The following is a 25,810-nucleotide window of genomic DNA, read 5'->3' on the forward strand; positions in this document are numbered from 1 at the left end:
CGAGTCACCCGGACGGCCCGATGTCCTGACCCTGTGCGAGCCGGGCCCCCTTCAACGCCATGTGCAGGAGCAGGCGGTCCTCGCCGTCGTCCAGGTCCAGGCCGGTGAGCTTCTCGATCCGGGACAGGCGGTAGTACAGGGTCTGGCGGTGGATGCCCAGCTCGGCGGCGGCCCGGGCGGCCTGGCCGGCGCAGTCGAGATAGACCTCGGCGGTGCGGGCGAGCTCCTGGTGGACGGGGGTGAGCAGGGGGTGCACCGCGGGGTCGCGGGCCACCTCCGGCGGCAGCGCGGTGAGCAGCCGGAACGGCCCGATCGACGCCCACAGGGCGACGGGCCCCAGCCGTGGCTCCGCCAGCGCGGCCCGCGCCGCCGCCGAGGCCTCCCACCAGGCCGTTCCCAGCTCGGCGAGGCCGGAACGGGGCGTCGCGAGGCCGGCGGCGGGACCGCCCGCTCCGCGTGGGGCGCTGCCGGCCGGGCCGGACGGTGGGGTGCCGGTCGGTCCGTGGGAAGGGCCTCCGGGTTGTCCGCTCCGGGCCCCGGCTGAGGCGCCGCGCGTGCTGCCGGCCGGTCCCGGACCGGGAGAGCCGCCCGCTCCGGACGAGGGAGTGCCGGTGACTGCCCTGCCCGAGGCGCCGCCAGCCGCTCCGCCCGAGGTGCTGCCGGTCGCTGCGCCTGAGACGTTGCCGGTCGTTCCGCTCGAGGTGCTGCCGGTCGCTGTGCCTGAGACGTTGCCGGTCGTTCCGCTCGAGGTGCTGCCGGTCGCTGTGCCTGAGACGTTGCCGGTCGTTCCGCCCGAGGTGCTGCCGGTCGCTGCGCCCGAGACGTTGCCGGTCGCTCTGCCCGAGGCGTTGCCGGTCGCTCCGCGTGAGGCGCCACTGGTCGTTCCGCCCGAGGCGTTGCCGGTCGCTCCGCGTGAGGTGGTGTCGGTCGCTGCGCCCGAGGCACCGGCAACCGCTGCGCGTGAGGCGCTGCCGGTCGCTGCGCGCGGCGTCGTGCCGGTCGCGGCCCGCACGGTGCTGCCGCCCGGCCCGCTTCCCCCGCCCGCCCGTTCCAGCAGGCGGGCTGCCGCTGTCGTCGCCGGAGTCAGGACGTCTGCCGAGCGCAGGCGGATCAGGACGGCCACGCACTGGGACGAGGCACCCCATGGCAGGGTGCACAGGGCTGTCGCGCCGGGCATCGTGCGGACCGAGGGGGCGTCGTCGGGATCGGCCGTGGGCCAGGGGGCGACGCAGAGCACCGTGTGGAGGCCGTCGGCGCGAGGGCCGAGGGCGGTGCGGAGTTCCGCGATGGCCATGTCGCGCTGCCAGTCGCGGTCGGCGGTGAGGACGGCTCGCAGCTCGCGGCTGAGGTCGGCGCCGTGCTGGGCCTCGTCCGCGAGCAGCGCGCCGATCCGGGCCGTGACCTGCATGGCGGCGGACAGCTGGCGTTCGCTCGGGCCGGGATCGTCGTCCAGCAGCCAGATGTAGCCGTGGACCACGCCGCGGTGGCGGACGGGGAGACAGATCCGGCCCCGGTAGACGCCGGCCTCCGGTGTCGGCGGGATGCGGACCGGGCCCGTCGCCCGCGTGATGCCGAAGCCCTCGAACCACGCCCGGACGGCCGCCGTCGAGCGGCGGGTGAGGATCGAGCGGGTGCGCACCGGGTCCAGGGCCGACGGATCGAGGTCGCCCTCACTGTCGTACGCGCCGAAGGCGATCAGCTCGAAGTCCCGGTTCTCCAGCGTCGCGGGCGCCCCGAGCAGCTCCGAGATCTCGTCGACCAGCTCCTCGTAGTCACCCCTGTGTTCCGACGTCATCCGGGCATTGTCCCGCACTCCAGGGGTCCCTTCATACATCTGTCTGAGATCTGCGGCACGGATGCGTGACAGCTGTCGATGGCCGACGATCGGAGGGATCCTTAGGTTTCACGGTGGTTCTCCGCGCCGTACCCGAAGCGTCATCCGCCCGGGGTCCGGCCATCCGTTGGTTGTGCTCTGGAGGTGCCCCGTGCTGGGTCCCGTGATTCTCGCCGCGTCGCGCAGCGACCGGATGCGACGCCTGGTTTCGGCGGCCCCGGTGACCAAACAGGTCGTCGACCGGTTCATCGCGGGCGAAGACGTCGACGACGTCGTTCCGGTCATCCGGGAGCTCACCGAGCGGGGCCTGGAGCTGACGATGGACGTCGTCGGTGAGGACATCACCAACCCCGCCCAGGCCGCCGCCGCGCGGGACGCCTACCTGGAGCTGATCGACCGCCTGAAGCCGCTGGAGCTCGGCACCCGCGCCGAGATGTCGGTGAAGCTGTCGATGTTCGGGCAGGCGCTGGACGGCGGCCACGAACTGGCCCTCGCCAACATCCGCCCGGTCGTCGAGGCCGCCGCCGAGATCGGCACCACGGTCACCCTGGACGCCGAGGACCACACCACCCTCGACTCGATGTTCGCCATCCACGAGGAGCTGCGGAAGGACTTCCCGCAGACCGGCTGCGTCATCCAGGCGTACCTGTTCCGCACCGAGGCCGACGCCCGCCGCCTCGCCGCGAACGGCAGCCGGGTGCGCCTGGTCAAGGGTGCGTACAAGGAGCCGGGCTCGGTCGCGTATCTGGACAAACACGAGATCGATCGGGCATACGTTCGGATCCTTAGGGCGTTGATGGAGGGGGAGGGGTACCCGATGATCGGGTCCCACGACCCGCGCCTGATCGCCATCGGCCAGGAACTCGCCCACCAGGCCGGGCGAAAGCTCGACGAGTACGAGTTCCAGATGCTCTACGGCATCCGCACCGAGGAGCACCTGCGACTGGCCGCCGAAGGCCACCGGATGCGCGTGTACACGGCCTACGGCACCGACTGGTACGGCTACTTCATGCGCCGACTCGCGGAGAAGCCGGCCAACCTGCGCTTCTTCGTGCGCAGCATGATCACCAAGGGCTGAGACCGAAACACCGCTCAGTAAGGAGTTACGGAAAACATGGACGCTGTGACCCAGGTCCCCACCCCCGTCAACGAGCCGGTGCACGGCTACGCCCCCGGCTCGCCCGAGCGCGCCCGGCTGGAGGCCAGGCTGAAGGAGCTGGCCGACAACCCCGTCGACCTGCCCTGCACCATCGGCGGCGAGAAGCGGATGGGCGGCGGTGAGGCCTTCAAGGTCGTCCAGCCGCACAACCACCAGGCCGTGCTCGGCACGTACCGCAACGCCACGCAAGCGGACGCCCAGGACGCCATCGACGCGGCCCTGGCCGCCGCGCCCGCCTGGCGTGCGATGTCCTTCGACGACCGCGCGGCGATCATCCTGCGCGCCGCCGAGCTGCTGTCCGGCCCCTGGCGCGAGACGCTCGCCGCCTCCACCATGCTCGGCCAGTCCAAGACCGCCCAGCAGGCCGAGATCGACACGCCCTGCGAGCTGATCGACTTCTGGCGGTTCAACGTCTCCTACGCCCGCAAGCTCCTGGCCGAGCAGCCCCCGGCCAACTCCCCGGGGTGTGGAACCGTCTGGACCACCGCCCGCTGGAGGGCTTCGTCTACGCGGTCACGCCCTTCAACTTCACCGCCATCGCGGGCAACCTGCCGACCGCCCCGGCCCTGATGGGCAACGTCGTCGTCTGGAAGCCGTCCCCGACGCAGACCCACGCCGCCGTGCTGCTCATGCAGCTGCTGGAGGAGGCGGGCCTGCCCAAGGGCGTCATCAACCTCCTCACCGGTGACGGCATCGAGGTGTCCAAGGTCGCCCTGGAGCACCGCGATCTGGCCGGCATCCACTTCACCGGCTCGACCAAGACCTTCCAGTACCTGTGGAAGACGGTCGGCAACAACATCGAGAAGTACCGCACCTACCCGCGTCTGGTCGGCGAGACCGGCGGCAAGGACTTCCTCGTCGCCCACCCGTCGGCGGACCCGGCCATCCTGAAGACGGCCTTGACCCGGGGTGCCTTCGAGTACCAGGGCCAGAAGTGCAGCGCCACGTCCCGGGCGTACATCCCCGCCTCCCTCTGGAACTCCGGCTTCAAGGAGGAGTGGGCCGCCGAGGTCGACGGCATCAAGATGGGCGACGTCACCGACCTGTCGAACTTCATCGGCGCCGTCATCGACGAGCGTGCCTTCGCCAAGAACAAGGCCGCCATCGACCGCGCCAAGGAGGACCCCACCTGCACGATCGTCGCGGGCGGCGCCTACGACGACTCCGAGGGCTGGTTCGTCCGCCCGACCGTCATCGAGTGCACCGACCCGGAGAACGAGGTCTTCCGCACCGAGTACTTCGGCCCGATCATCGCCGTGCACGTCTACGAGGACGACCGTTACGACGAGATGCTCACGCAGATGGAGTCCGTCTCCGACTACGCCCTGACCGGCTCGGTCATCGCGAACGACCGCGCGGCGGCGGCCTACACGGCGGACAAGCTCCGCTACGCGGCCGGCAACTTCTACATCAACGACAAGTCGACCGGCGCCGTCGTCGGCCAGCAGCCCTTCGGCGGCGGCCGTGCCTCCGGCACCAACGACAAGGCCGGTGCCCCGCAGAACCTGATGCGCTGGACCCTGACCCGCGCCATCAAGGAGACGCTGGTCCCGCCGACCGACTACACCTACCCGCACATGGGCTGAGCCCCCGCGGCACCGACGGGCCGGGTCAGGAAATGACCTGGCCCGTCGGCATGTCCGCCGGGAAGACCTGGCCGATGACAACCTGAGCGCGCACCGCCCACACGGCCGACCTCACCCCCGCCGAACTCGTCGCCGTACGGGCCCTGCCGGACGCCGCCTTCGACGGCGACTTCAGTGACGAGGACTGGGACCGCGGCCTCGGAGGCATGCGCGCCCTCGTGCACGACGGCTCCGGGCTCGCCGCGCACGGGGCTGTCGTGATGCGCCGGGCGCGGCACCGCGGCCGGTGGCTGTCCGCCGGGTACGTCGCCTTACACGCCGACGCCCGTCGCACCGGCCTCGGCGGGCAGGCGATGGCGGAGCTGGAACGCGTCGTCGACCCATGCCTACGACTTCGGCACCCTCTGCGCCGGTGACGACGGCGCCCGGTTCTACACCTCCCGCGGCCGGCGGCTGTGGCGCGGCCAGGCGCACGCCCTCAGCCCGCAGGACGGTGTCGTCCGCCTGCCCGAGGAAGAGGACAGCACCTACGTCCGGCCCGCCCCCGCCGACCCGCTCGACCCCGCGCGCGAACTCCTCTTCGACTGGCGCGACGGAGACGTGCTCTAGGAATCACCGCAGGTCAGCGTGGTGTGACGTAGTCCACCGTCTCAGATAGTAGGAAGTCCGAGTAATTGTGGAGACAGATGCTCCGGCCTCCCTTAGTTTTGTAGCAGCCGAACGTCTCGCTCGACCAAGCGAATGGCGGTCGTGAGCCGGGCCCGTGCAGGCAACCCCTGCGGCCGTCGCTCCCCGCCCCTTCCGGCGTCTCGTAACCCTCCCTGTTGCACTCCGTGCTGTCGAAGGAGCCGATTTCCCATGGCCGAGACGACCGTCCGCCGCCGAGTCCGTCACGTCTCCCGTACGAGCGAGTCCGACCGCAAGAACGCCGCCGCAGCGCTCCAGCGCGCCCTCGACCGCAGGGACAACGGCGGATCCACCGGTCACTGAGCCGTAACACCCCTGATCCGGGAGCCGCACCCGACGAGGCGCGGTGCGGGGCTCACGCCCCGCGCCGCACCTCGAAATGGTCGATCCGCTCACCGCTCGACGCCAGCGCCGACACCTTCAGCCTCGGCGCGGCGCCGCTCACGGCCTCCACCGAGAGGAACGAGAACCCCCGGTAGCGCACCCGCGACCACTGCACCGACTCCGCCTTGGTGTCCCGGGACTTCGTCCACCGGAACGTGCCGACCGGCTCGTGGTCGGCGGTGTTCCCCTCGTAGCTCTCCTTCACGCCGTCGGGGAAGCCGTACAGCTCCTTGCCGCCGCCGCCCGCCGTGACGTACACGATCCCGTCCCGCCGTGGATCCGTCGTCCCGCCGACCGGCACCGGCCTGCCCACCTCGCCGTTCCTGATGGCGTCGGTGCGCTCGTAGACGTGGTTGTGCCCGTTGATCACCAGGTCCACCTGGTGCTCGGCGAACAGCGGCAGCCACTCGGCGCGCACCCCTCCGTCGGAGGCGTGCGTGGACGTCGAGTACGCGCAGTGGTGGAAGAAGACGACGATGAAGTCGACGGAAGCGTCGGCCCGCAGTTCGCCGAGCTTCCCGTCGAGCCACTTCGTCTGCCGCCCCTCCGTGTAGCCGAAGTTGGCGGGGATTTCGTACGACACGTCGTTCGCATCCAGCGCGACCACCCCGACGTTGCCGTACGTGAAGGCGTACGCCCCCGGTGCCGTGCGCGCGTCGAAGCCGCTGTCCGGCATGGAGAAACGGGCGAGTTGGCCGCCGTAGCCGTCCGGCGAGTACCAGGCCTCCATGTCGTGGTTGCCGGTCGTCACCATCCACGGCACCGACCTGGCCACCGGCTCGGTCTGCTTCAGGAACCGGTCCCACTGCCCGGCATCGAAGACGTCCGACTCCTTGCCCTTGCCGGTCGGGTCGGCGTAGCAGATGTCGCCGGCGTGGAGGTGGAAGGCCGGGCTTCGGCGCAGCAGCAGACGGTCGTTGAGGGCCGCCTCCTCGCCGACGCCCTGGTCGCCGAACGCGGTGAACACGAACCGCTCGGGGGGCTCGCGGGTGCCGTGCGGAAGGACGTGACGGTCGGCCGGTGCCGCGGGGACGCCGGGTCGAAGCCCTCGTGACCGACGCCGTAGTAGTACGTCGTGTCCGGGCGCAGGCCGTCCAGCGCCGCGTGCAGGTAGTACTGCTCGACCGCCGCCCGTACGCCCTTCAGCTCCGGGGTGTGCAGGTCGCGCAGCTCCGCCTCGACCTTGCGGCCGAGGTCGTCGGGGCGCAGGCCCACCCGGACGTACGGCTCCTTCACCGCCAGCGGCACCTGCCAGGAGATCCGCATCTGTGTCTTGGGATCGGCGCCGAAGGCGAGATGGCGGCCGAAGGGGGTGATGAAGGAGCCCGGCGCCTTCGACGTGCTCGGCGACGGGCTCCCGGTCGCCGTACCGCTTCCCGGCCCTGAGCCGGAACAACCGGTCAGCAGGCCGCCGGCCACCGCGCCCGCCGTCACCAGCGTGCGGCGCCGCGACAGCCGTGTGCGCAGGTACTCGTGCTGTTCCGCCATGCTCATCCGGCGCGCGAGCTCGGGCGGGATGCCGAAGTGGGGGATCTCCATGTCGGGTCAACTTCCCAGCGAACGCCAACATCCGCCCCACGTACGGGTGAACGGAGACCGTCGGCCGAGTGCGGTCCCCCGGGCGGGCGCCGTATGACTGTCCGCATCACGGACACCCTGTGTCATCCCATGGGACGAGGAGTAGGGTGCCCGCATGTCTCGCAGCATCAATCTCGCAGTGATTCCCGGTGACGGCATCGGCCAGGAAGTCGTGGCCGAAGGCCTGAAGGTCCTCTCCGCCGTCCTTCCGCAGGATGTGAAGCTGGAGACCAAGGAGTACGACTTCGGCGCCCAGCGTTACCACGCCACCGGTGAGACCCTCACCGACGCCGACCTCGACGCCCTGAAGAAGCACGACGCCATCCTGCTCGGCGCGATCGGCGACCCGAGCGTGCCGTCCGGCGTCCTGGAGCGCGGCTTCCTGCTCAAGCTCCGCTTCGCCTTCGACCACCACGTCAACCTGCGTCCCTCGAAGCTGCTGCCGGGTGTCGCCACCCCGCTGGCCGGCGAGCCGCAGATCGACTTCGTCGTGGTCCGCGAGGGCACCGAGGGCCCGTACACCGGCAACGGCGGCACCATCCGCAAGGGCACCGAGCACGAGGTCGCCACCGAGGTCTCCGTGAACACGGCCTTCGGTGTCGAGCGCGTGGTCCGCGACGCCTTCGCGCGTGCCCAGGCCCGCCCGCGCAAGAAGCTGGCGCTGATCCACAAGAACAACGTGCTGACCTTCGCGGGTCACCTGTGGACCAACATCTTCAACAAGGTGGCCGAGGAGTTCCCCGAGGTCACCACCGAGTACATGCACGTCGACGCGGCCACGATCTACCTGGTCACCCAGCCCGAGCGCTTCGACGTGATCGTCACCGACAACCTCTTCGGCGACATCATCACCGACCTCGCCGCGGCCGTCTCCGGCGGCATCGGTGTGGCGGCCTCCGGCAACATCAACCCGTCCGGAGAGTTCCCCTCGATGTTCGAGCCCGTGCACGGCTCGGCCCCGGACATCGCCGGCCAGGGCAAGGCCGACCCGACCGCCACGGTGCTGTCCGTCGCCCTGCTCCTGCGTCACCTCGGCTACGAGGCCGAGGCCGCCCGTATCGACGAGGCGGTCTCCGCCGACCTGTCGGAGCGCACCGGCGAGCCCGCCCGCTCCACCTCGGAGATCGGCGACGCGCTCGCCGGACGCGTAGCCGGCTGACCCGCCGCTGCTCATCCCAAGCCGCCGGGTCGCATCCGCCCGGCGGCTTCCGCATGTCCCCGCCGGGTGTCACCATCGACCACCGGGCCGCATTCCACGCCGTTCCTTCCGCCGTCGCCCCCGGGCGATAATCGAACGAGGCCGCGGAACGAGGGAATGCTCGGACGTCCTGGCACTGGTCACCATCAGCGCAGTACCGAGCGCGGCCCGTCACTACAACCGGTGAAGGACTTCAACCCATGACGACGCCCACGATCGAGCTCAAGCCGTCCGCCAACCCGCTCTCCGCCGCAGAACGGGAGGCGATCCTGGCCAACCCCGGGTTCGGCCGCCACTTCACCGACCACATGGTGACGATCAAGTGGACGGAGGGACGTGGCTGGCACGACGGTCAGCTCGTGCCGTACGCGCCGATCTCCCTCGACCCGGCCACCACGGTCCTGCACTACGCGCAGGAGATCTTCGAGGGGCTGAAGGCCTACCGGCGCCCCGACGGCTCGGTCGCCACGTTCCGCCCGGAGAAGAATGCCGAGCGTTTCCAGAGCTCCGCGCGCCGGCTGGCGATGCCCGAGCTGCCGGTCGAGACGTTCATCGAGGCGTGCGACGCCCTGGTGAGGCAGGACAAGGCGTGGGTGCCGGCACACGGCGGGGAGGAGTCCCTCTACCTGCGCCCGTTCATGATCGCGACCGAGGTCGGGCTGGGTGTGAAGCCGGCCAACGAGTACCTGTTCCTGGTCATCGCCTCCCCGGCCGGCGCGTACTTCCCCGGCGGCGTCAAGCCGGTCTCCATCTGGGTCTCCGAGGACCGCGTCCGCGCCGTCCCAGGCGGCATGGGCGACGCCAAGACCGGCGGCAACTACGCGGCGTCCCTGCTGGCGCAGGCGGAGGCCGCGACCAAGGGCTGTGACCAGGTCTGCTACCTCGACGCGGTCGAGCACGAGTGGGTCGAGGAGCTCGGCGGCATGAACCTGTACTTCGTGTACGGAAACAAGATCGTCACGCCGTCCCTCACCGGCTCGATCCTGGAAGGCGTCACCCGCGACTCGCTGCTCACCGTCGCCCGTGACCTCGGCTACGAGGCCGAGGAGGGCCGGGTCTCGGTCGACCAGTGGCAGCGGGACTCGGAGAACGGGTCGCTCACGGAGGTGTTCGCCTGCGGTACGGCCGCGGTGATCACGCCGGTCGGGACGGTGAAGCGGGCCGGGGCGGAGTGGCAGCAGAGCGGGGGTGAGCCGGGCGAGGTCACGCTCCGGCTCCGTCAGGCCCTGCTCGACATCCAGCGTGGTACGGCGGAGGACAAGCACGGCTGGATGCACCAGCTGGGCTGACCCCGCCCCTGGCCCGGGGGTTCCGCGCCCGGACCCCCGGACCTATGCCCACCGGGCTCCGTAGCCACGGCGCCCGGGGCCGACAGCGCATACACCCCGCCGACCAGCCCCGACAGCAGGAAGCTGCAATCCGGCCCGCCGGTCAGCGCCGGCAGCGGGCCCTCGTACGACGGCAGGGACACCGCGAGGACGCCGACGAGTGCCCCGCCCAGGAGAGGGTCGCCGGGATGTTCCAGCCGGCGCGGTACCAGTGGACGCCGCCTCGGGCGCGGCGGTTGAAGACCTGGGTGGGCGTCCGCGTAGCAGTCCGACCACCGAGCCGACCAGCCGCCTGCGGACCCAGAACTGGGCGCCGGAGGAGGTCGACACGTTGGTGCCGGTGCGCAAGGAGACCAGGGCGAGGGGAGCCGTGAGCGCCACGCCCGCGACCGTGCCCGCGAGCACCGCGCTGACCGACGACCACCAGTCCAGGCCGAAGGACGGCGGCAGCAGGCCGAAGGCGATCACGCCCAGGCAGAGGTTGGAGCCGAGCAGGATCGACTCGAGGTCCCGCCGCCCGCTGGTGCGCTCCTCCTCGGGGATGGTGTCGACTCCGCGCTGTTCGATCGGCATGGGCTGGTCTCGCCATCCATGTGGCGATCGGCCTGCGCGGCACCGGCCGGGCCCAAGTCCTCCGGCACGTGCACGAGTTCATCTCCGACAGCCTCCTCGCGGACGCCTGAACGCACGCCCGGGTTGTACTCAAAACGACGGATTGACCCTGTGGTCCGTGGTGCTGTTGGCTCTGGGGCAGCCCTCGGCGCGGGGCCGGGGGAGAAGCGTCAACGGGGAACACAGGGGGAACAGCACATGACCAGTACCAGGAGGGCCACGTCCGTCGCGCTCGGCGCGGCCCTGGCCGTCACGCTCGGCGGCGTCGCCGCACTGCCCGCGACCGCCGCCGAGGCGGTTCCGCGGACCGAGAAGGCGAGCATCGCCCCGGACGGCACCGACGGCAACGCCGCCTCCGGAGGGCCGAGCCTGAGCGCCGACGGCCGCCGTCTGGCCTTCGTCTCCAGCGCCGACAACCTCGTCGCCGGTGACACGGACGGCGCCGCCGACGCCTTCGTGCGCGACCTGAAGACCGGCACGACCCGGCTGGCCAGTACCGCGGCGGACGGCGGCTCGGTCGACGACGTCGCCCTCAGCGGCAACGGCCGGTACCTGGCCTTCGGCGCCACCGACGGCGACGGCCGCAGCCACATCTGGGTCAAGGACCTGAAGTCCGGCGCCCTCCAGCGCATCGAGGACACCGTCGACACGGGCTACGACGCCGGCCGGCAGCCCGCCATCAGCGCCGACGGCCGCTACGTCGCCTTCGTCGCCCAGCAGTCCGGGCTCGCGGAGGGCGAGGATCGCTGGGGCCGGGTCTACCGCGTCGACCGCACCAGCGGCCAGGCCGTCCGCATCAGCCAGATCCCCGCCGCCGGCGACCGGAAGACCGCCGCCGCCCACCCCTCCATCAGTGCCGACGGCAAGCGCGTCGGCTACCGGTTCTTCGTCCCGCACCCCGCCTCGGGCGACTGGAGCGACGCCTACGTCCGTGACGTGCCGAGCGGCGAGCTGTTCCACGCCGACCGCGCGCCGGACCGTCTGAAGTCCGACGGGCAGACGGAGTCCCCGCAGGTCAGCGCCGACGGGCGGTACGCCGTCTTCGGCTCGCTCGACTCGCAGCTCACCCCCGGCGACACCAACAAGGGGCACAACGTCTTCGTCCGCGACCTCAAGACGGGCGAGCTGCGCCGGATCGACGCCGCCGACCCGGCCGCCTTCACCGCCCACCCGCAACTCAGCGCCGACAGCCGGTACCTCGCCTTCGTCTCGGCCGACCCGGGCGACACGGACCGTACGACACGCGCGTACGTCCGCGACCTGCGCACCGGGCGGACGGTACTGGCCAGCCCGGACGCCGAGGGCGGCCCGAACGACCAGAGCGTGTCCGCCCCGGTGATCGACCGGCACGGCCGTACGGTCGCCTTCGGCAGCTCCTCACCCGACCTCGTCCCCGGCGACACGTACGACACCTCGCACGTCTACGTCCGTCACATGAAGCGACCGACCGCATCCTGAGACAACCGTGAGCCAGGCACGGGGGTTGTGCCAGACTGCCCCCGTGCTCTCGTTCGCCATGATTATTGGCAGCAGGCGCGCCGGTCCGCAGTGACCGCCACGTACGACCAGGTACGGGCGGACACCGTCGTCCTCGACCCGCGCGCAGACCTCTCGCACCCGCGAGAGGTTTTTCGCATTTCTGGCCCACCCACAGCCGGAGGCGAGAGCGCGAGGGAGTATGTGAGGGCGGTGGAGCCGGTCATTCCGGTACGACCGAGATCCCATCCTCAGGAGCCTTGACACCATGACCGCACCCAGCGAGCTCGACGATTCCTTCCACGTCTTCGACACCACCCTGCGCGACGGAGCACAGCGGGAGGGCATCAACCTCACCGTCGCCGACAAGCTGGCCATCGCGCGGCACCTGGACGACTTCGGCGTGGGCTTCATCGAGGGCGGCTGGCCGGGCGCGAACCCCCGGGACACCGAGTTCTTCGCCCGCGCCCAGAAGGAGATCGACTTCCAGCACGCCCAGCTGGTCGCGTTCGGCTCCACCCGCCGGGCCGGCACCACCGCCGCGGAGGACCCGCAGGTCAGGGCGCTCCTGGAATCCGGCGCGCAGGTGATCACGCTGGTCGCCAAGTCGCACGACCGCCATGTCGAGCTCGCCCTGCGCACGACCCTGGACGAGAACCTGGCGATGGTCCGCGACACGGTGTCGTTCCTGAAGGAACAGGGCCGCCGGGTCTTCGTCGACTGCGAGCACTTCTTCGACGGCTACCGAGCGAACCCCGAGTACGCGAAGTCGGTCGTCCGTACGGCCTCGGCGGCCGGAGCGGACGTGGTGGTCCTCTGCGACACCAACGGCGGCATGCTCCCGGCGCAGATCCAGGCGGTCGTCGCCACGGTCCTGGCCGACACCGGCGCCCGGCTCGGCATCCACGCCCAGGACGACACGGGCTGCGCGGTGGCGAACACGCTGGCCGCCGTCGACGCGGGCGCGACGCACGTCCAGTGCACGGCCAACGGCTACGGCGAACGCGTCGGCAACGCCAACCTGTTCCCGGTCGTGGCGGCCCTGGAGCTCAAGTACGGCAAGCGGGTCCTGCCCGAGGGTCACCTGCGCGAGATGACCCGCATCTCGCACGCGATCGCCGAGGTCGTCAACCTCACGCCGTCCACGCACCAGCCCTACGTCGGCCTCTCGGCCTTCGCGCACAAGGCCGGCCTGCACGCCTCGGCCATCAAGGTCGACCCGGACCTGTACCAGCACATCGACCCCGAGCAGGTCGGCAACACCATGCGGATGCTGGTCTCCGACATGGCCGGCCGCGCCTCCATCGAGCTCAAGGGCAAGGAACTCGGCATCGACCTCGGCGGCGACCGCGAACTGGTCGGCCGGGTGGTCGAGCGGGTGAAGGAGCGCGAACTCAGGGGCTACACGTACGAGGCGGCGGACGCGAGCTTCGAGATCCTCCTGCGCACCGAGGTCCAGGGCAAGCCGCTGCGCTACTTCGAGGTCGAGTCCTGGCGCGCCATCGTCGAGGACCGGCCCGACGGCTCCCACGCCAACGAGGCCACGGTCAAGCTCTGGGCCAAGGGCGAGCGCATCGTCGCCACGGCCGAGGGCAACGGCCCGGTCAACGCGCTGGACCGGGCGCTGCGCGTGGGCCTGGAGAAGATCTACCCGCAGCTCGCCCAGCTGGAGCTGGTGGACTACAAGGTCCGCATCCTGGAGGGCAAGCACGGCACCAACTCGACGACCCGCGTGCTGATCTCCACGTCCGACGGCGCGGGCGAGTGGTCGACGGTGGGTGTGGCCGACAACGTCATCGCCGCGAGCTGGCAGGCCCTGGAGGACGCGTACACGTACGGGCTGCTGCGGGCGGGAGTGACCCCGGCCGAGTAGGACGGGCGGCGACGGCGCCTTCCGCGCCGTCGCCGTCAGCCGACCGTTCGGTCCGTGCCGTCCGCGCCGGTCCGCGTCGTCCGTGCGCAGCGCCCCGAAATCCGTGCCTCGACCGATATCCCTTTCTGTGTCGATTTTTTGCCGATTCGGGTAGCTTCGAACATATGAAGGTCGCACTGGTGCGTACCCTCGTACGCCTGCTGATCGTGCCGGTCGTCGCCGTACTGGCGGCGCTCATGGTCGGTGCGCCCGGTGCGCACGCGGCCACGGACCTCTCGAAGGTCGCCGAGGAACTGCGCGAGAACCCGGTCTACGTCGATCCGGCCGCCTCCGGCCAGCTGGCCGAGTCGGACGCCGAGGCGCTCGCCGACAAGATCAAGGACGCGGACAAGCCCGTCTTCGTGGCGGTCCTCCCGGCCGACTTCCCCACGCAGGACCTCTTCCGGAACCTCCGCACCGAGACCGGCGTCACCGGCCTGTACGGCATTCGCCTCGGCGACGAGTTCGACGCCCGTGCCGACAGCTCGGTGATGAGCGGCCAGGCGGTGTCCAACCTGGTCACGGCCGTGCGCGACGCGGGTGACGCCAAGGCCCAGCTGAACGACTTCGTCGACGACGCCCTGCGCAACGTGGGCGGCTCGGCGCCCAGCAGCTGGAGCGACGGCTCGGGCACCGACGTGCCGGTCGGCGGCCTGGTCACGGTCGGCGCACTGATCGCGGCCGGAGGCGTGGGCGCCTACACGCTGGCCCGCCGCAACCGCCGCCGCCACGAAGAGGAGCAGTGGGCCGCGCTGGAGAAGCTGCGCGTGGTGGTCGACGAGGACATCACCGCCTTCGGCGAGGAACTCGACCGCCTCGACTTCCACCCCGGCGAACCGGGCGCCGACGACGCGATGCGTGCCGACTACGAGCACGCCCTGGACTCCTACGAACAGGCGAAGTCCCTGATGGCGGCCGCGACGAAACCGGAAGACGTGCGGGCCGTGACCCAGGCCGTGGAGGACGGGCGGTTCTCCATGGCGCGACTCGATGCCCGCCGCGAGGGCCGCCCGCTGCCGGCGCGCCGCCCGCCCTGCTTCTTCGACCCCCGCCACGGCCCCTCGGTCGCCGACGCGAGCTGGACGCCCCCGGGCGGCGCCACGCGCGACGTCCCCGTCTGCGCGGCCGACCGGGACCGGCTCGCCGAGGGCCGCGACCCGGTGATCCGCGAGGTCGACACCGAGTACGGCCGCCGCCCGTACTGGGAGGCCGGCCCGGCGTACGGCCCCTGGCCGGCGGCTACTTCGGCGGCGGCATCCTGCCCGGCCTCCTCATCGGGACCATGCTCGGCAGCATGATGGCCGGCCCCGCCTACGCGGCCGACTACGGCTCCGGCTACGGCGACTTCGGCGGCCACGAGGGCGGCGACGTCTCCGGCGCGGACTTCGACACCGGCGACTTCGGAGGCGGCTTCGGCGATGGGGGCTTCGGCGGCGGCGACTTCGGTGGGGGAGGGGACTTCGGAGGCGGCTTCTGACCCGAGCCGCCCGGACCCGCCCGGAGCCTCACGACCGACGGGTCCGAGCCCATCCCTCTCCGCGAACAGACCGAGGGCGTGGTGCCGGAGAAGCAGCGCCGGGCACTTACCCTCCTGCATCCGTGCCGGGGGTCAGTGCCCGGCCGCTTCCCGGTCCAGGACGCGCGCCCGTGGCGGAGGCGTCGCCCCGGGTTGCTGCCCTGGGTCCCCGGCATCTGTTCCGGGGGTCAGTGCCCGGCCACGTCCCGGTCCGGGACCCGTTCCCGCTGTCGCCACACGACCCCGGCGACCATGCCCGCCAGCGCGACCAGCGCCGCGCTGACCCACACCGGCGACCGGTACCCGAACCCCGCGCCGATCACCATGCCGCCGGCCAAGGGCCCAGCGCGGCGCCGACGTTGAACGCGGCCGTGGCGAAACCCCCTGCCAGCGTGGGCGCGCCCGGGGCCGCGTACAGCACCTGGGAGATCAGTGTGGAGCCGACGCCGAAGCACAGCGCCCCCTGGGCGAAGACGAGCCCGAGTGCCAGGACCGGGTGCCCGGCCCCGAGTGCCAGGAGGCACCAGCCCAGGCACACCGCGACGCCTCCGCCGGCCAGGACCGGCACGGGGCGCCGGTCGGCGATCCGCCCAGCGGCGGTCACCCCCGCGAACGACCCCGCCCCGAACAGCGCGAGCACCCCCGGCACCCAGGCGCTGCCCAGCCCCGCCACCTCGGTGACCAGCGGCGCGAGATAGGTGAAGGTGCAGAACGTCGCACCGTTCACCAGGGCGCCCAGCAGCAGCGTCACGACCAGCCGAGGGCTGCGCAGCGACCGCAGTTCACCGCGCAGCGCGGGCGGCGCACCCCCCGCCGCACCGCCCGGCACCGACCTCGCCACCGCCACCAGCGCGGGCAGCGACACCAGTGCCACGGCCCAGAACGCCGCACGCCAGCCCCACAGCCCGCCCAGCACGGCCCCGGCGGGCACCCCGGCCACACACGCCAGCGTCACCCCGCCCAGCAGCATGGACGTGGCCCGGCCCTTCGCGTCCGCCGGGACCATGCTCACGGCGGCCACGAGGGCGACGGCGAGGAACCCGGCGTTGGCGAGCGCCCCCACGACCCGCGTGGCGAGCAGCACCTCGAAACTGTCGGTGAGCGCACCGACGACATGGACGGCGAGAAACACGACGAGGAACGCCAGCAGCGCACCCCGCCGCGGCCAGCGCCGCGCGAGCCCCGCCACCAGCGGCGCCCCCACTACCATCCCCACCGCGAAGGCGGAGGTCAGCGCCCCCGCCGTGGGAACGGACACCCCCAGATCCCGCGCGATGTCCGGCACGAGACCGGACAGCATGAACTCGGACGTTCCCTGCGCGAACACGGCAAGGCCCAGCAGAAGAAGAGCGAACGGCATGAAAAAACTCCGCACCCGGAAGTCGACGTCGGACACGACAGGTCGGACGGCTTCCGGCAGCGGAGCGAGCGGGCGTCAGCGGCCCGGCATCACGAGCGGCCACCGGAGAGCCGGTGGCCGCACTCTGGACGCCTCGGGGCTGGACATGGGGGAGACGTTAGGCGGGCCCGGGGGCGCGGGTCCAGCGGTTTTCCTCCGGCTCGCCTCGCGTGGCGGTCACAGCCGTGTCCTTCCGGTCTTTCCGGCCCTCACCGCGGTGGACGACGACCACGGCCGCGAGGCAGACGGCCAGGCCGAGAGCGGTCTGCACGCCGAACGGCTCACCGAACGCGATCGCGCCCCAGACGGCCGTGACCGGAGCCATGAGGAACATCAGCGTGTTCACCTTCGTCACCCCGGAGCGCTTCAGGATGAGCCAGTACAGCCCGTAGCCGCCGAACGTGGACAGACCCACGAGCCAGGCGACGGCCACCCAGAACCCGCCCTCGGCGGGCGGCGCGGCGGCTCCGGTGCTCAGGGCCAGCGCGGAGAAGAGGACGGCGCTGGTGGCGCAGTGGACGGTCAGCGACACCGACGGAGCGACCCGCGAGCGGGACCGGCTCTCCAGGAACGTGGCGGCGACCAGGGACAGCATCCCGAGCAGCGGGACGGCGTACGCCCACCAGGCCACGCCGGTCCCGGCCGCCGCGTCGGCCAGGGTGACCACGGCGACGCCGCTCAGCCCCAGACCCAGGCCGATCCACTGCCGGCCCGAGACGTACTGCCCCAGCAGCGGTCCCGCGAGGGCCCCGGCGACGAGGGGCTGGACACCGTCGATCAGAGCCGTGGTGCCGCTGGAGACGCCGAGTTGGATGGCGTAGTAGACGCTGAGCAGATAGCCGCTCTGCGACAGCACGCCGATGACGGCCTGCCGGGTCACGTCCTGGGCGGTGAGACCTCGCCAGGCCGTGCGCGTGAGGGCGGCGACGGCGACGAGGGCGACGGCCAGCGGCAGGAACCGCCACATCAGGACCGTGATCGCGGACGCGTCGCCCGCACCGAGCTTGGCCCCGATGAACCCGGAGCTCCAGCAGAGGACGAAGGCGACGGAGAGCAGGATGTTCACGGACATCACAACCAGTAGACAGATCGGTATACCTGTTCCCGGCCCACTATACAGATCGGTATACTCGGGGGCCATGGGTACCACCGCTGACACCCCGCGCCGGATCACGATGACGCCCGCCGCCCGTCGCGTCCTGGAAGCGGCCGCCCGGCTCTTCTACGAGCGCGGCATCCACGCCGTCGGCGTCGACCTCATCGCCGCCGAGGCCGGGGTGACGAAGAAGACCCTCTACGACCGGTTCGGCTCCAAGGAGCAGATCGTCGTGGAGTACCTCGCGGACCGCGACGAGCGCTGGCGGGCCTTCCTCGCCGAACGCCTCGACGCGGCCGGGCCCGAGCCGGGCGAGCAGGTCCTGGCGGTCTTCGACGCCTCGCGCGCGTGGGCGGCGGAGCTGAGTCCCAAGGGGTGCAGCATGGTCAACGCCCACGCGGAGATCAGCGACCCCGCCCACCCGGCCCACCCGGTCATCACCGGGCAGAAGCAGTGGATGCTCGCCCTCTTCACCCGCCTCGCCTCGGACAGCACCCCGGAGGGGGCCGACGCCCTGGCCCGGACGCTGATGCTGCTGCACGAGGGCGCGCTCGTCGCGCACGGCCTTGGCATCTTCCCGGACCCCATCGCCCACGCCCGCGAACAGGCACGCGCACTGCTCGCATAGCGGACTGGACCTGTCCTACTCGGCCCCTACGGTGGTGTCATGGCCTCCGGAGTCCCTCTCTCCTTCGCGACCGTCGCCGACCTGGACTCCCGGCTGGCCGCACACCCCGCGCCGCATCCCGGCATCTGGGTCAAGGTCGCCAAGAAGGGCTCGGGCATTCCCTCCGTCAGCGCCGCCGACGTCAACGACGTGGCGCTGTGCCACGGGTGGATCACCGGGCAGCGCAAGGGGCTCGACGCGTCGTCCTACCTCCAGAGGATCACCCCGCGGCGCCACGGCAGCCTCTGGTCCATGGTCAACGTCCGGCGGGTCGAGGAGCTGACCGCCGCCGGGCGGATGCGGCCGGGCGGGCTCGCGGAGGTGGCGGCCGCGCGGGCGGACGGCCGCTGGGAGGCGGCGTACGCCTCCCAGCAGGAGGCCGAGGTCCCGGAGGACCTCGCTGCGGCACTGGAGCGGAGCCCGCGGGCCGCGGCGACCTTCGAGACGCTCGGGGGGACCGACCGGTACCTGGCGATGCTCGGCGTGCTGCGCGCCCGGACGCCGCGGAGCCGGGCGGCGCGGGCGGCGGCGGCGGTCGCGAAGCTGGAGGCCGGCCGGAAGGCCCGATAGGGCCCCGTGGGAGAGGGAAGGGCCCGGCACCGTACGGCGCCGGGCCCACAAGCCGTTGGGGAGCGGGGTCAGAGTGTCGACGCCGCCGAGGCGATGGCGGAGGCGAACGTCGAGACCTCCGTGTAGACGCCGGGGGCCTCGGGCCGGGCGCAGCCCTCGCCCCAGCTGACGATGCCGACCTGGATCCAGGCGCCGGCGTTGTCCTTGCGGAACATGGGGCCTCCGGAGTCGCCCTGGCAGGTGTCGACACCGCCCGCGTCGAAGCCGGCGCAGATCTCCTCGTTCGCGACGAGGCCGCTGTAGTAACCGCCGTAGGCCTTGCAGGCGGCGTCGCTGACGAACGGCACGGTCGCCTTCAGCAGGTAGCGCTGCTGGGAACCGCCCTCACGGTTCGCGCCCCAGCCGGCGACGGTGAAGTCACCGGTGTTGTACTGCGCGGTGGTGGCGATCTTCAGGGTCGGCAGGTTGATGGGCTGGGCGAGCTTGATGAGCGCCCAGTCCCTGCCGGTGCCGTTGTAGCCGGGGGCGCGGAGCACCTTGGTGGAGCGGACCTGGACCCGGCCGCTGGTGGACTGGAGGTCGACGACCCCCGCGGTGGCCGTGATGCTGGTGTTGTTGCCGGAACCGCCCACGCAGTGCGCGGCCGTGAGCACGATCTGCTGGGTGTAGAGCGCCCCGCCGCAGCCCATGGAGAGCCGGACCATGAACGGGAACTCGCCCTGCGCGGCCCGCGTCCCGCCGACGACGGGCGACGGGGCGGCCTGCGCGGCGGAGACGGGCTGAAGGCTGGCGATCGCGAGCGCGGCGGCCCCGAGGGCCGCGCATCTCTTGAGGGCCGTGAGAATTCTCTTCAACGTGATGCCTTCCGTGGGGGGTTGACCGGGGAGATGTGCAACCGAAGGATCATTTGACGAGTACATGACAGCGCACCAGCGAAAAAGAACGTCCATGTGCTGGCATGGACTGGTCAAAATTCTGCTGCTGGATTATGGGAATGCCGACGGTTCTCACACAAGGGGCGCGATCCGGCCAGGCCGGCCCGGCGGGGGCTCGCCGGGCCGGTGCCGCCGGTTCACGCGTTGCGGATCGCCGAGACGTCGAAGTTGAGCTTGATCTTGTCGGAGACCAGGACGCCGCCGGTCTCGAGGGCGGCGTTCCAGGTCAGGCCCCACTCGGAGCGCAGGATCTCCGCCTTGCCCTCGAAGCCGACGCGCTCGTTGCCGAAGGGGTCCTTCGCGGCGCCGTTGAACTCGAGGTCGATGGTGAGGGGGCGGGTCGTGCCGAGGATCGTCAGGTCGCCGGTGATGCGGTACTCGTCGCCGCCGAGGGACTCCGCCGCGGTGGAGCGGAACGTCATGGTCGGGAACTCGTCCGCCTTGAAGAAGTCCGAGCTCTTGAGGTGGCCGTCGCGGTCGGCGTTGCCCGTCTCGATGCTGTCCATCACGACGTCCAGGGAGGCCGTGGACCGCGAGGGGTCGGTGCCGTCGAGGTGGAGCGTCCCGGTGAAGTCCTGGAAGCTGCCCTTGACGTTGGTGACCATGGCGTGCCGGGCGACGAAGCCGAGCGTCGAGTGCGCGGGGTCGATCGTGTAGTCGCCGGTCAGGGCGGCCAGGTCCGGGCGCGCGGCGTCGATCGTGGCGGTCTCGGTGTCCTTGCGGCTGAAGATGCTCATGCGGGTACGCCTCCTGCAGTGAATGTTGAACGTTGAACTATGTAACGCGACCCACCGTAGACCTATTCCGGTTCAACATTCAACATTCTTGGCGGATGTGTCGCGATCGGGTCGGCGGCGCGAGTGGTACACGGTGATCAGGACCTCGGTCGCGGTCCTGGCCGAGCTGCTGCGAAGCCCCACCTCGGGCGGCCATGTGAAGTGCTGGGAGCGTTTCGCGGAGGCCGCCGCCCGACTCCCCGAACCACTGCCCGACGGCACCCGGTCCGGCCTCGACCTGACCGTCTACTTCCTCGGCGAGCGCGAACGGGTCGACGTCCTCGCGCCGCGCGTGCGCCTCGTCACGCTCCGCCCGGTGCTCGGCACGGCCGCCCTGACCTCGGCCGACGGCGCGGAGGACGTCACCGACCTCGCCCCGTACCACCCCCGGCTCGCGGCCTTGCGGCCGCGCCACGACGTCTGGCACCTCACCCACTGCTTCGCCTACGCCACCACCGCCGTCCGCCTCGCCCGCAGATCCGCCCCGGCACCCCGGCTGCTCGCCTCCGTGCACACCGACGTCCCGCTGCTTCGAAGACCTCGGGGTGGCGCAGCAGGACGTCGCTGCGGGTCTCCAGGTAGTAGCGCTTGCGGATGCCGCGCCGTTCCACCTCCGCGGCGATGGCGTCCCCGTGCTCGGGCCGGATGAAGGCCACGTCGTCGACGATGAAGACGTTCGGCTCCCGGATGTTCGCCAGGTCCTCGGCCGCCGCCTCGGGCGACGCCTTGCGGTAACTGCGGCCGTAGAACGTCCACGCCGAGCAGAACGAGCAGTGCCACGGACAGCCGCGCGTGAACTCGACGGAGGCGCACGGGTCCAGTTCCCCGATGAAGTACCGGCGCCGGGCGCGCATCAGGTCCCGCGCGGGCAGCGGCGTGTCGATGCCGTGCAGCATCAGCGGCGCGGGACCCGGCCGGCGGCCGTGACGATGCCGGGCACGCCCGCCACGTCCCCGTCGCGGACCGCCTCCAGCAGCGGCCCGATCGCGGGTTCGCCCTCGCCGCGCACCACCGCGTCCACCGTCCCCTCGGCCTGCTCCAGCACGTCCTCGGCGACGAACGAGACGCTGTGCCCGCCCAGGAACACGAAGCAGCCCGGCACCGCCCGCTTCACCTCCGCGGCCAGGTCGATGGCCTCCGGGATGTTCGCCGGGTATTTCAGCGAGATGCCGAGCGCCTCCGGCCGGAAGGACCGCACCTCGCCGCGCAGCGTCCCGAGGCTCAGCACCTGGAGGTTTACGACCCGCACCTCGTGCCCGGCACGCGGGCCGCGCCCGCCACCCCTTCGAGGCCGAGGGGCTCGAGCCGCAGGAAGATCTCGGAGTACATCAGGGCGCTGGGATGGACGAGCAGCACACGCCTGATCACCTCGCCACGGGCAGCCGTACCGGACACGGGTGCCCCCTACGTAACCCGGAGCGACCGGTCCGCGTGCCGCCCATACCGCCGCCTGGCGGCACCGGGCGGCACGCAGGGGTGGTCCTGTCGCATCCCGTGCGAGGCGGCCCGGCCCGCGGACCGCCCCGGCACGGCGCCCGCCGGACCGGGTGAGCCCGGCCCGCCGGAACGGCCTCACCACTGGCGCGGGACCCTGCGGTGGCGGTGTCCTGGAAGACGAGGTTCCGTTTCAACGGACCGGCATGGAAACAGACGGGGTTCCATTCCCCGGAACCGCACTGAGACAGCCGAGACCACGGCGGACGCACAGCGCAGGGAGACCGACCGATGACACTCACCGGCTCCGGCTCGGCCTACGACCCACCGGCGGGCGCCGCCCCACGCCGTCCCGCGGCCCCCTCTCCGGTCCGCGAACACGGGCCGCCGCGGCGGCTGGACCGGCGCGTGGCCCTCGTCGCCGGGGCCTCCTCGGGCATCGGGGCGGCCACGGCACGGCGCTTCGCCATGGACGGCTGGCAGCTGCTCCTCACCGGGCGCGACCGGCACCGCCTGGAGAAGACGGCGTCCGGCACCTCGGCCGTCGTGCTGCCCGCCGACCTCGCCGCCCCGGACGGTCCGCGCCTGCTGGCCCAGTCCGCGCTGTACACGACCGGCCGGGTCGACGTCCTGGTCGCCGGGGCGGGCATCGGCTGGGCGGGCCCGTTCGCCGCCATGCCGCACACCGACATCGACCGGGTCCTGACCCTGGACCTCAACGCCACGCTCCACCTCGTGCGCGAGGTGCTGCCCTCCATGATCGCGGCCGGGCGGGGCCGGGTGGTGCTGATCGGCTCGATCGCGGGCCGCGTGGGCGTACGGGAGGAAGCGGTGTACTCCGCCGCCCAGGCCGCCCTGGCCGCCTTCTCCGAGGCGCTGCGCCAGGAACTGCGCGGCACGGGAGTGGGCGTGACCCTCGTCGTGGCCGGCCCCGTCGACACGGCCTTCTTCGCCCGCCGCGGCAGGCCCTACGACCGCTCCCACCCCCGGAAGGTCTCGCCCGGCTGTGTCGCCGGTGCCGTCTGGGACGCCGTGCGCGAGGGCCGCGACGAGGTCTACGTCCCCGCCTGGCTGGCCCTCCCGTTCCGCCTGCGCGCTCTGGCCCCGCGGCTGTTCAGACGGCTGCTGTACCGCTTCGGCTGACCCGGCTTCGTCCCCGGGGCGCGTTCCGCCGTTCCGGTCACTCCGGCCGGATCCTCCGTTCAGGTGACCGCCTCCCGGTGGTAGGGCATGGGCATGACTCCCCAGCGCCGCGTCTTCTCCCGCCGTACGGTCAAGGGCGCCGCCCTGCCCCGCCCCGGCCGCCGCGCCCTGCTGCTCGCCGCCGCGGCCCTGGCGGCGACCGGCGGCGCGACGCCCACGCCCCGCGGCGCCCACTCCCGGGACGGCGCCCAGGGCCCCGCCGCCGACCCGTACGAGACCCTCCGCCGGCGCTGGCTCGGCATCGCCCTCGGCACCGGCTACGACCCGGCCGCGCAGCCGTACGCCTCCCGACTCGCGGAGACCGGCGAACTCGCCCGCGGCCTGCACGCCACCATGGCCCCGGCGGCGGACTCCCTCTGGCCCGGCCACCCCTTCGACCCGCCGGCCGGCATCACCATGAGCTACAGCCGCCTGTGGACCATGACCCAGGCCTACGTCCAGCAGGGCACCGGCTCGACCGCCGACCCGGACCTCCTCGCCGGCATCCTGCGCGGCCTCGACCACCTCTCCGCCACCGTCTACAACCCCTCCACCACCCGCTACGGCAACTGGTGGGAATGGCAGATCGGCAGCCCGCGCCTGCTCATCGACATCACGGCCGCCCTGCACGACCAGCTGGGCGGCACCCGCGTCACCGCGGCCTGCGCAGCCGTCGACCACTTCGTCCCCGACTCGGCCCTCGGCGACTACTCGGGCACGTCCACCGGCGCCAACCGCGTCGACCTGTGCCGCTCCGTCGCCCTGCGCGGCATCCTCGGCCGCGCCCCGGACAAGATCGCCCTCGCCCGCGACGCGCTCTCCCCGGTCTTCCCGTACGTCACCCGGGGCGACGGCCTCTATGCCGACGGCTCCTTCCTCCAGCACACCTGGGTCGCCTACTCCGGCACATACGGCCAGGTCATGCTGGACGGCCTCGGCCGGCTCCTCGCCCTGCTCGCGGGATCCGACTGGGAGGTCACCGACCCGAACCGGCAGATCGTCCTCGACAGCGTCGAGCACGCCTTCGCACCGCTCATCCACGACGGCCTGGTCATGGACAGCGTCAACGGCCGGGCGGTCAGCCGCGGAAACCGCACCGCCGACGACCGCAAGGTCATGCGCAGCGATCACTTCCACGGCCAGCAGCTCATCGCGGCCATCGCACTCCTCGCGGCCGGCGCGAGCCCGGCGGAACGCGACCGCTGGCACGCCCGTATCAAGGGCTGGATCGAACGGGACACGGTCACCCCGATCCTGACGGCACGCCAGTTCGGCGTCGCCGACCTGGCCCGGCTGCACACGATCGCCGCCTCGCCCCTCCCGGCCGCACCCGAGCCAGCGGCCACCGCCTCTTCGCCGCCATGGACCGCGCCGTCCACCGCCGCCCCGGCTTCACCGTGAACATCGCCATGGCCAGCGACCGCATCGCCCACTACGAGTGCGGCAACGGCGAGAACCCACGCGGCTGGCACACGGGTGCCGGGATGGTCTACTGGTGGGCCGGCGCGAGCGACCAGTACACGGACTGGTTCTGGCCGACCGTGGACGGGTACCGCCTGCCCGGCACCACCGTCTCCACCAAGCGCCTCGCCGACCGGGAAGGCGGCGAGTGGGGCACGGCCCGCCCGGACGCCCGCTGGGTCGGCGGCACCACCGACGGCGAGTACGCCGCGCTCGGCCAGCACCTCAAGGGCCTCGGTTCCACTCTCCAGGCCCGCAAGTCCTGGTTCTGCGTCGCGGACGCGGTGATCTGCCTGGGCGCCGGCATCAGCTGCTCCGACGGAGTCCCGGTGGAGACGATCGTCGACAACCGCAACCTCGGCGAGTCCGGCACCCAGACCTTCGTACGGCGTCCGCGCTGGGCCCACCTGGAGGACCACGGCGGCTGGGTGCTGCTCGACGGCGAGCCGAAGACGCTGCGGGAGGACCGCACCGGCGCCTGGTCCGACATCAACACCGGCAGCACACCGGAGCGGCGCACCCGCCGCTGGCAGACCCTCTGGCTCGACCACGGCACGGACCCGCAGGACGCCGGCTACGCCTACGTCCTCATGCCCGGCGCGTCCCGCCGCGCGGTCGCGCGCCGGGCCGCCGACCGGCACTGGATGTCGGTCCTCGCCAACGACGCCGGCCGCCAGGCGGTCAGCGTGCCCTCCCTCGGCCTCACGGCCGCGAACTTCTGGCAGGCCGGCACGGCGGGCCCGCTCACCGCCTCCGCAGGCGCGAGCGTGCTGACCGTCCGCCGGGGCCGTACCGCCACCCTCTGCGTGAGCGAACCTCCCCGCACGGGTGAATCACTGGAGATCACCTGGAACCGCCCGGTGCGCCAGGTCGCCCACGCGGACGAGACGATCGAAGTACTCTCCACAGGCCGCCGACTGCGCCTGCGCGTCACCCCGGGGAAGGCATGCGCCACCCACGTCTGTGAGATGACTCTCGGCTGACAGCTTTGTTCGACCCCTACAAGCCACACGCCCCCTG

The 25,810-nt window shown here is 72.1% G+C and carries 13 protein-coding genes and 9 pseudogenes; 14 read left to right on the forward strand and 8 right to left on the reverse strand.

What is annotated here, in order from left to right; translation table 11 throughout:
• Positions 1-4 precede the first annotated feature (4 nt).
• Complete coding sequence (locus tag V8690_RS30465; RefSeq protein ID WP_338783322.1) at positions 5-1,795, reverse strand: helix-turn-helix domain-containing protein; 1,791 nt, start codon at positions 1,793-1,795, stop codon at positions 5-7.
• A gap of 190 nt (positions 1,796-1,985) precedes the next feature.
• Here V8690_RS30465 and V8690_RS30470 point away from each other — a divergent pair, with 190 nt between their 5' ends.
• The 4 genes and pseudogenes from V8690_RS30470 to V8690_RS30485 all read left to right on the forward strand — a co-directional run bounded on the left by V8690_RS30470 (position 1,986) and on the right by V8690_RS30485 (position 5,569).
• The gene (locus V8690_RS30470) at positions 1,986-2,912 is read left to right on the forward strand and encodes a proline dehydrogenase family protein (protein ID WP_338783323.1); all 927 of its coding nucleotides are present in this window, start codon (positions 1,986-1,988) and stop codon (positions 2,910-2,912) included.
• A gap of 36 nt (positions 2,913-2,948) precedes the next feature.
• Positions 2,949-4,579, forward strand: a pseudogene (gene pruA / locus V8690_RS30475) (L-glutamate gamma-semialdehyde dehydrogenase).
• Positions 4,580-4,653: 74 nt separating this feature from the next.
• Positions 4,654-5,188 (forward strand): annotated as a pseudogene (locus V8690_RS30480) (aminoglycoside 2'-N-acetyltransferase).
• 249 nt (positions 5,189-5,437) lie between these two features.
• Positions 5,438-5,569, forward strand: a complete 132-nt coding sequence (locus tag V8690_RS30485; RefSeq protein ID WP_010048656.1) for a hypothetical protein — start codon at positions 5,438-5,440, stop codon at positions 5,567-5,569.
• A 52-nt stretch (positions 5,570-5,621) separates the two neighbouring features.
• Here the strand turns inward: V8690_RS30485 and V8690_RS30490 are convergent.
• Positions 5,622-7,189: pseudogene (locus V8690_RS30490) on the reverse strand (metallophosphoesterase family protein).
• 154 nt (positions 7,190-7,343) lie between these two features.
• Here V8690_RS30490 and V8690_RS30495 point away from each other — a divergent pair.
• Entirely contained in the window at positions 7,344-8,387 is a 1,044-nt protein-coding gene (locus tag V8690_RS30495) for a 3-isopropylmalate dehydrogenase (protein ID WP_338783324.1), read from the forward strand.
• A gap of 239 nt (positions 8,388-8,626) precedes the next feature.
• The gene (locus V8690_RS30500; RefSeq protein WP_338783325.1) at positions 8,627-9,715 is read left to right on the forward strand and encodes a branched-chain amino acid aminotransferase; all 1,089 of its coding nucleotides are present in this window, start codon (positions 8,627-8,629) and stop codon (positions 9,713-9,715) included.
• Between the two features lie 300 nt (positions 9,716-10,015).
• On the opposite strand, the pseudogene V8690_RS30505 reads toward V8690_RS30500, so the two are convergent.
• A pseudogene (locus V8690_RS30505) lies at positions 10,016-10,327 on the reverse strand (cytosine permease); the annotation flags it as partial.
• Between V8690_RS30505 and V8690_RS30510 the strand changes: the two are divergent.
• From V8690_RS30510 to V8690_RS30525, 4 genes and pseudogenes are all read left to right on the forward strand, one after another.
• A pseudogene (locus V8690_RS30510) lies at positions 10,303-10,437 on the forward strand (transcriptional regulator); the annotation flags it as partial. The pseudogenes V8690_RS30505 and V8690_RS30510 overlap by 25 nt on opposite strands.
• Before the next feature lie 127 nt (positions 10,438-10,564).
• On the forward strand, positions 10,565-11,824 hold the full coding sequence (locus V8690_RS30515) for a hypothetical protein (RefSeq protein WP_338783326.1): 1,260 nt from the start codon (positions 10,565-10,567) through the stop codon (positions 11,822-11,824).
• Positions 11,825-12,110: 286 nt separating this feature from the next.
• Positions 12,111-13,715, forward strand: a complete 1,605-nt coding sequence (cimA, locus tag V8690_RS30520) for a citramalate synthase (protein WP_338783327.1) — start codon at positions 12,111-12,113, stop codon at positions 13,713-13,715.
• 164 nt (positions 13,716-13,879) lie between these two features.
• Positions 13,880-15,231, forward strand: a pseudogene (locus tag V8690_RS30525) (hypothetical protein).
• Between the two features lie 227 nt (positions 15,232-15,458).
• Here V8690_RS30525 and V8690_RS30530 read toward each other — a convergent pair.
• Together V8690_RS30530 and V8690_RS30535 are read right to left on the reverse strand one after the other, a co-directional pair.
• A pseudogene (locus tag V8690_RS30530) lies at positions 15,459-16,630 on the reverse strand (Cmx/CmrA family chloramphenicol efflux MFS transporter).
• A gap of 157 nt (positions 16,631-16,787) precedes the next feature.
• On the reverse strand, positions 16,788-17,735 hold the full coding sequence (locus V8690_RS30535; RefSeq protein ID WP_338785512.1) for a DMT family transporter: 948 nt from the start codon (positions 17,733-17,735) through the stop codon (positions 16,788-16,790).
• A 73-nt stretch (positions 17,736-17,808) separates the two neighbouring features.
• Here V8690_RS30535 and V8690_RS30540 point away from each other — a divergent pair, with 73 nt between their 5' ends.
• Both V8690_RS30540 and V8690_RS30545 read left to right on the forward strand, forming a co-directional pair.
• The gene (locus V8690_RS30540; protein WP_338783328.1) at positions 17,809-18,393 is read left to right on the forward strand and encodes a helix-turn-helix domain-containing protein; all 585 of its coding nucleotides are present in this window, start codon (positions 17,809-17,811) and stop codon (positions 18,391-18,393) included.
• Positions 18,394-18,432: 39 nt separating this feature from the next.
• Positions 18,433-19,002, forward strand: coding sequence for a YdeI/OmpD-associated family protein (locus V8690_RS30545; RefSeq protein ID WP_338783329.1), 570 nt, complete (start codon positions 18,433-18,435; stop codon positions 19,000-19,002).
• Positions 19,003-19,070: 68 nt separating this feature from the next.
• Here V8690_RS30545 and V8690_RS30550 read toward each other — a convergent pair whose 3' ends face one another.
• The 3 genes and pseudogenes from V8690_RS30550 to V8690_RS30560 all read right to left on the reverse strand — a co-directional run.
• On the reverse strand, positions 19,071-19,856 hold the full coding sequence (locus V8690_RS30550; protein WP_338783330.1) for a serine protease: 786 nt from the start codon (positions 19,854-19,856) through the stop codon (positions 19,071-19,073).
• Positions 19,857-20,074: 218 nt separating this feature from the next.
• A complete protein-coding gene (locus V8690_RS30555; protein ID WP_338783331.1) occupies positions 20,075-20,674 on the reverse strand; it encodes a YceI family protein in 600 nt (199 codons plus the stop codon).
• Between the two features lie 569 nt (positions 20,675-21,243).
• Positions 21,244-22,042 (reverse strand): annotated as a pseudogene (locus V8690_RS30560) (cobalamin-dependent protein); the annotation flags it as partial.
• 396 nt (positions 22,043-22,438) lie between these two features.
• Between V8690_RS30560 and V8690_RS30565 the strand changes: the two are divergent.
• Both V8690_RS30565 and V8690_RS30570 read left to right on the forward strand, forming a co-directional pair.
• A complete protein-coding gene (locus tag V8690_RS30565) occupies positions 22,439-23,290 on the forward strand; it encodes an SDR family NAD(P)-dependent oxidoreductase (protein WP_338783332.1) in 852 nt (283 codons plus the stop codon).
• 93 nt (positions 23,291-23,383) lie between these two features.
• Positions 23,384-25,773 (forward strand): annotated as a pseudogene (locus tag V8690_RS30570) (polysaccharide lyase 8 family protein).
• Positions 25,774-25,810: the final 37 nt, after the last annotated feature.

This window comes from Streptomyces sp. DG1A-41 (assembly GCF_037055355.1).
Taxonomy (GTDB): domain Bacteria; phylum Actinomycetota; class Actinomycetes; order Streptomycetales; family Streptomycetaceae; genus Streptomyces.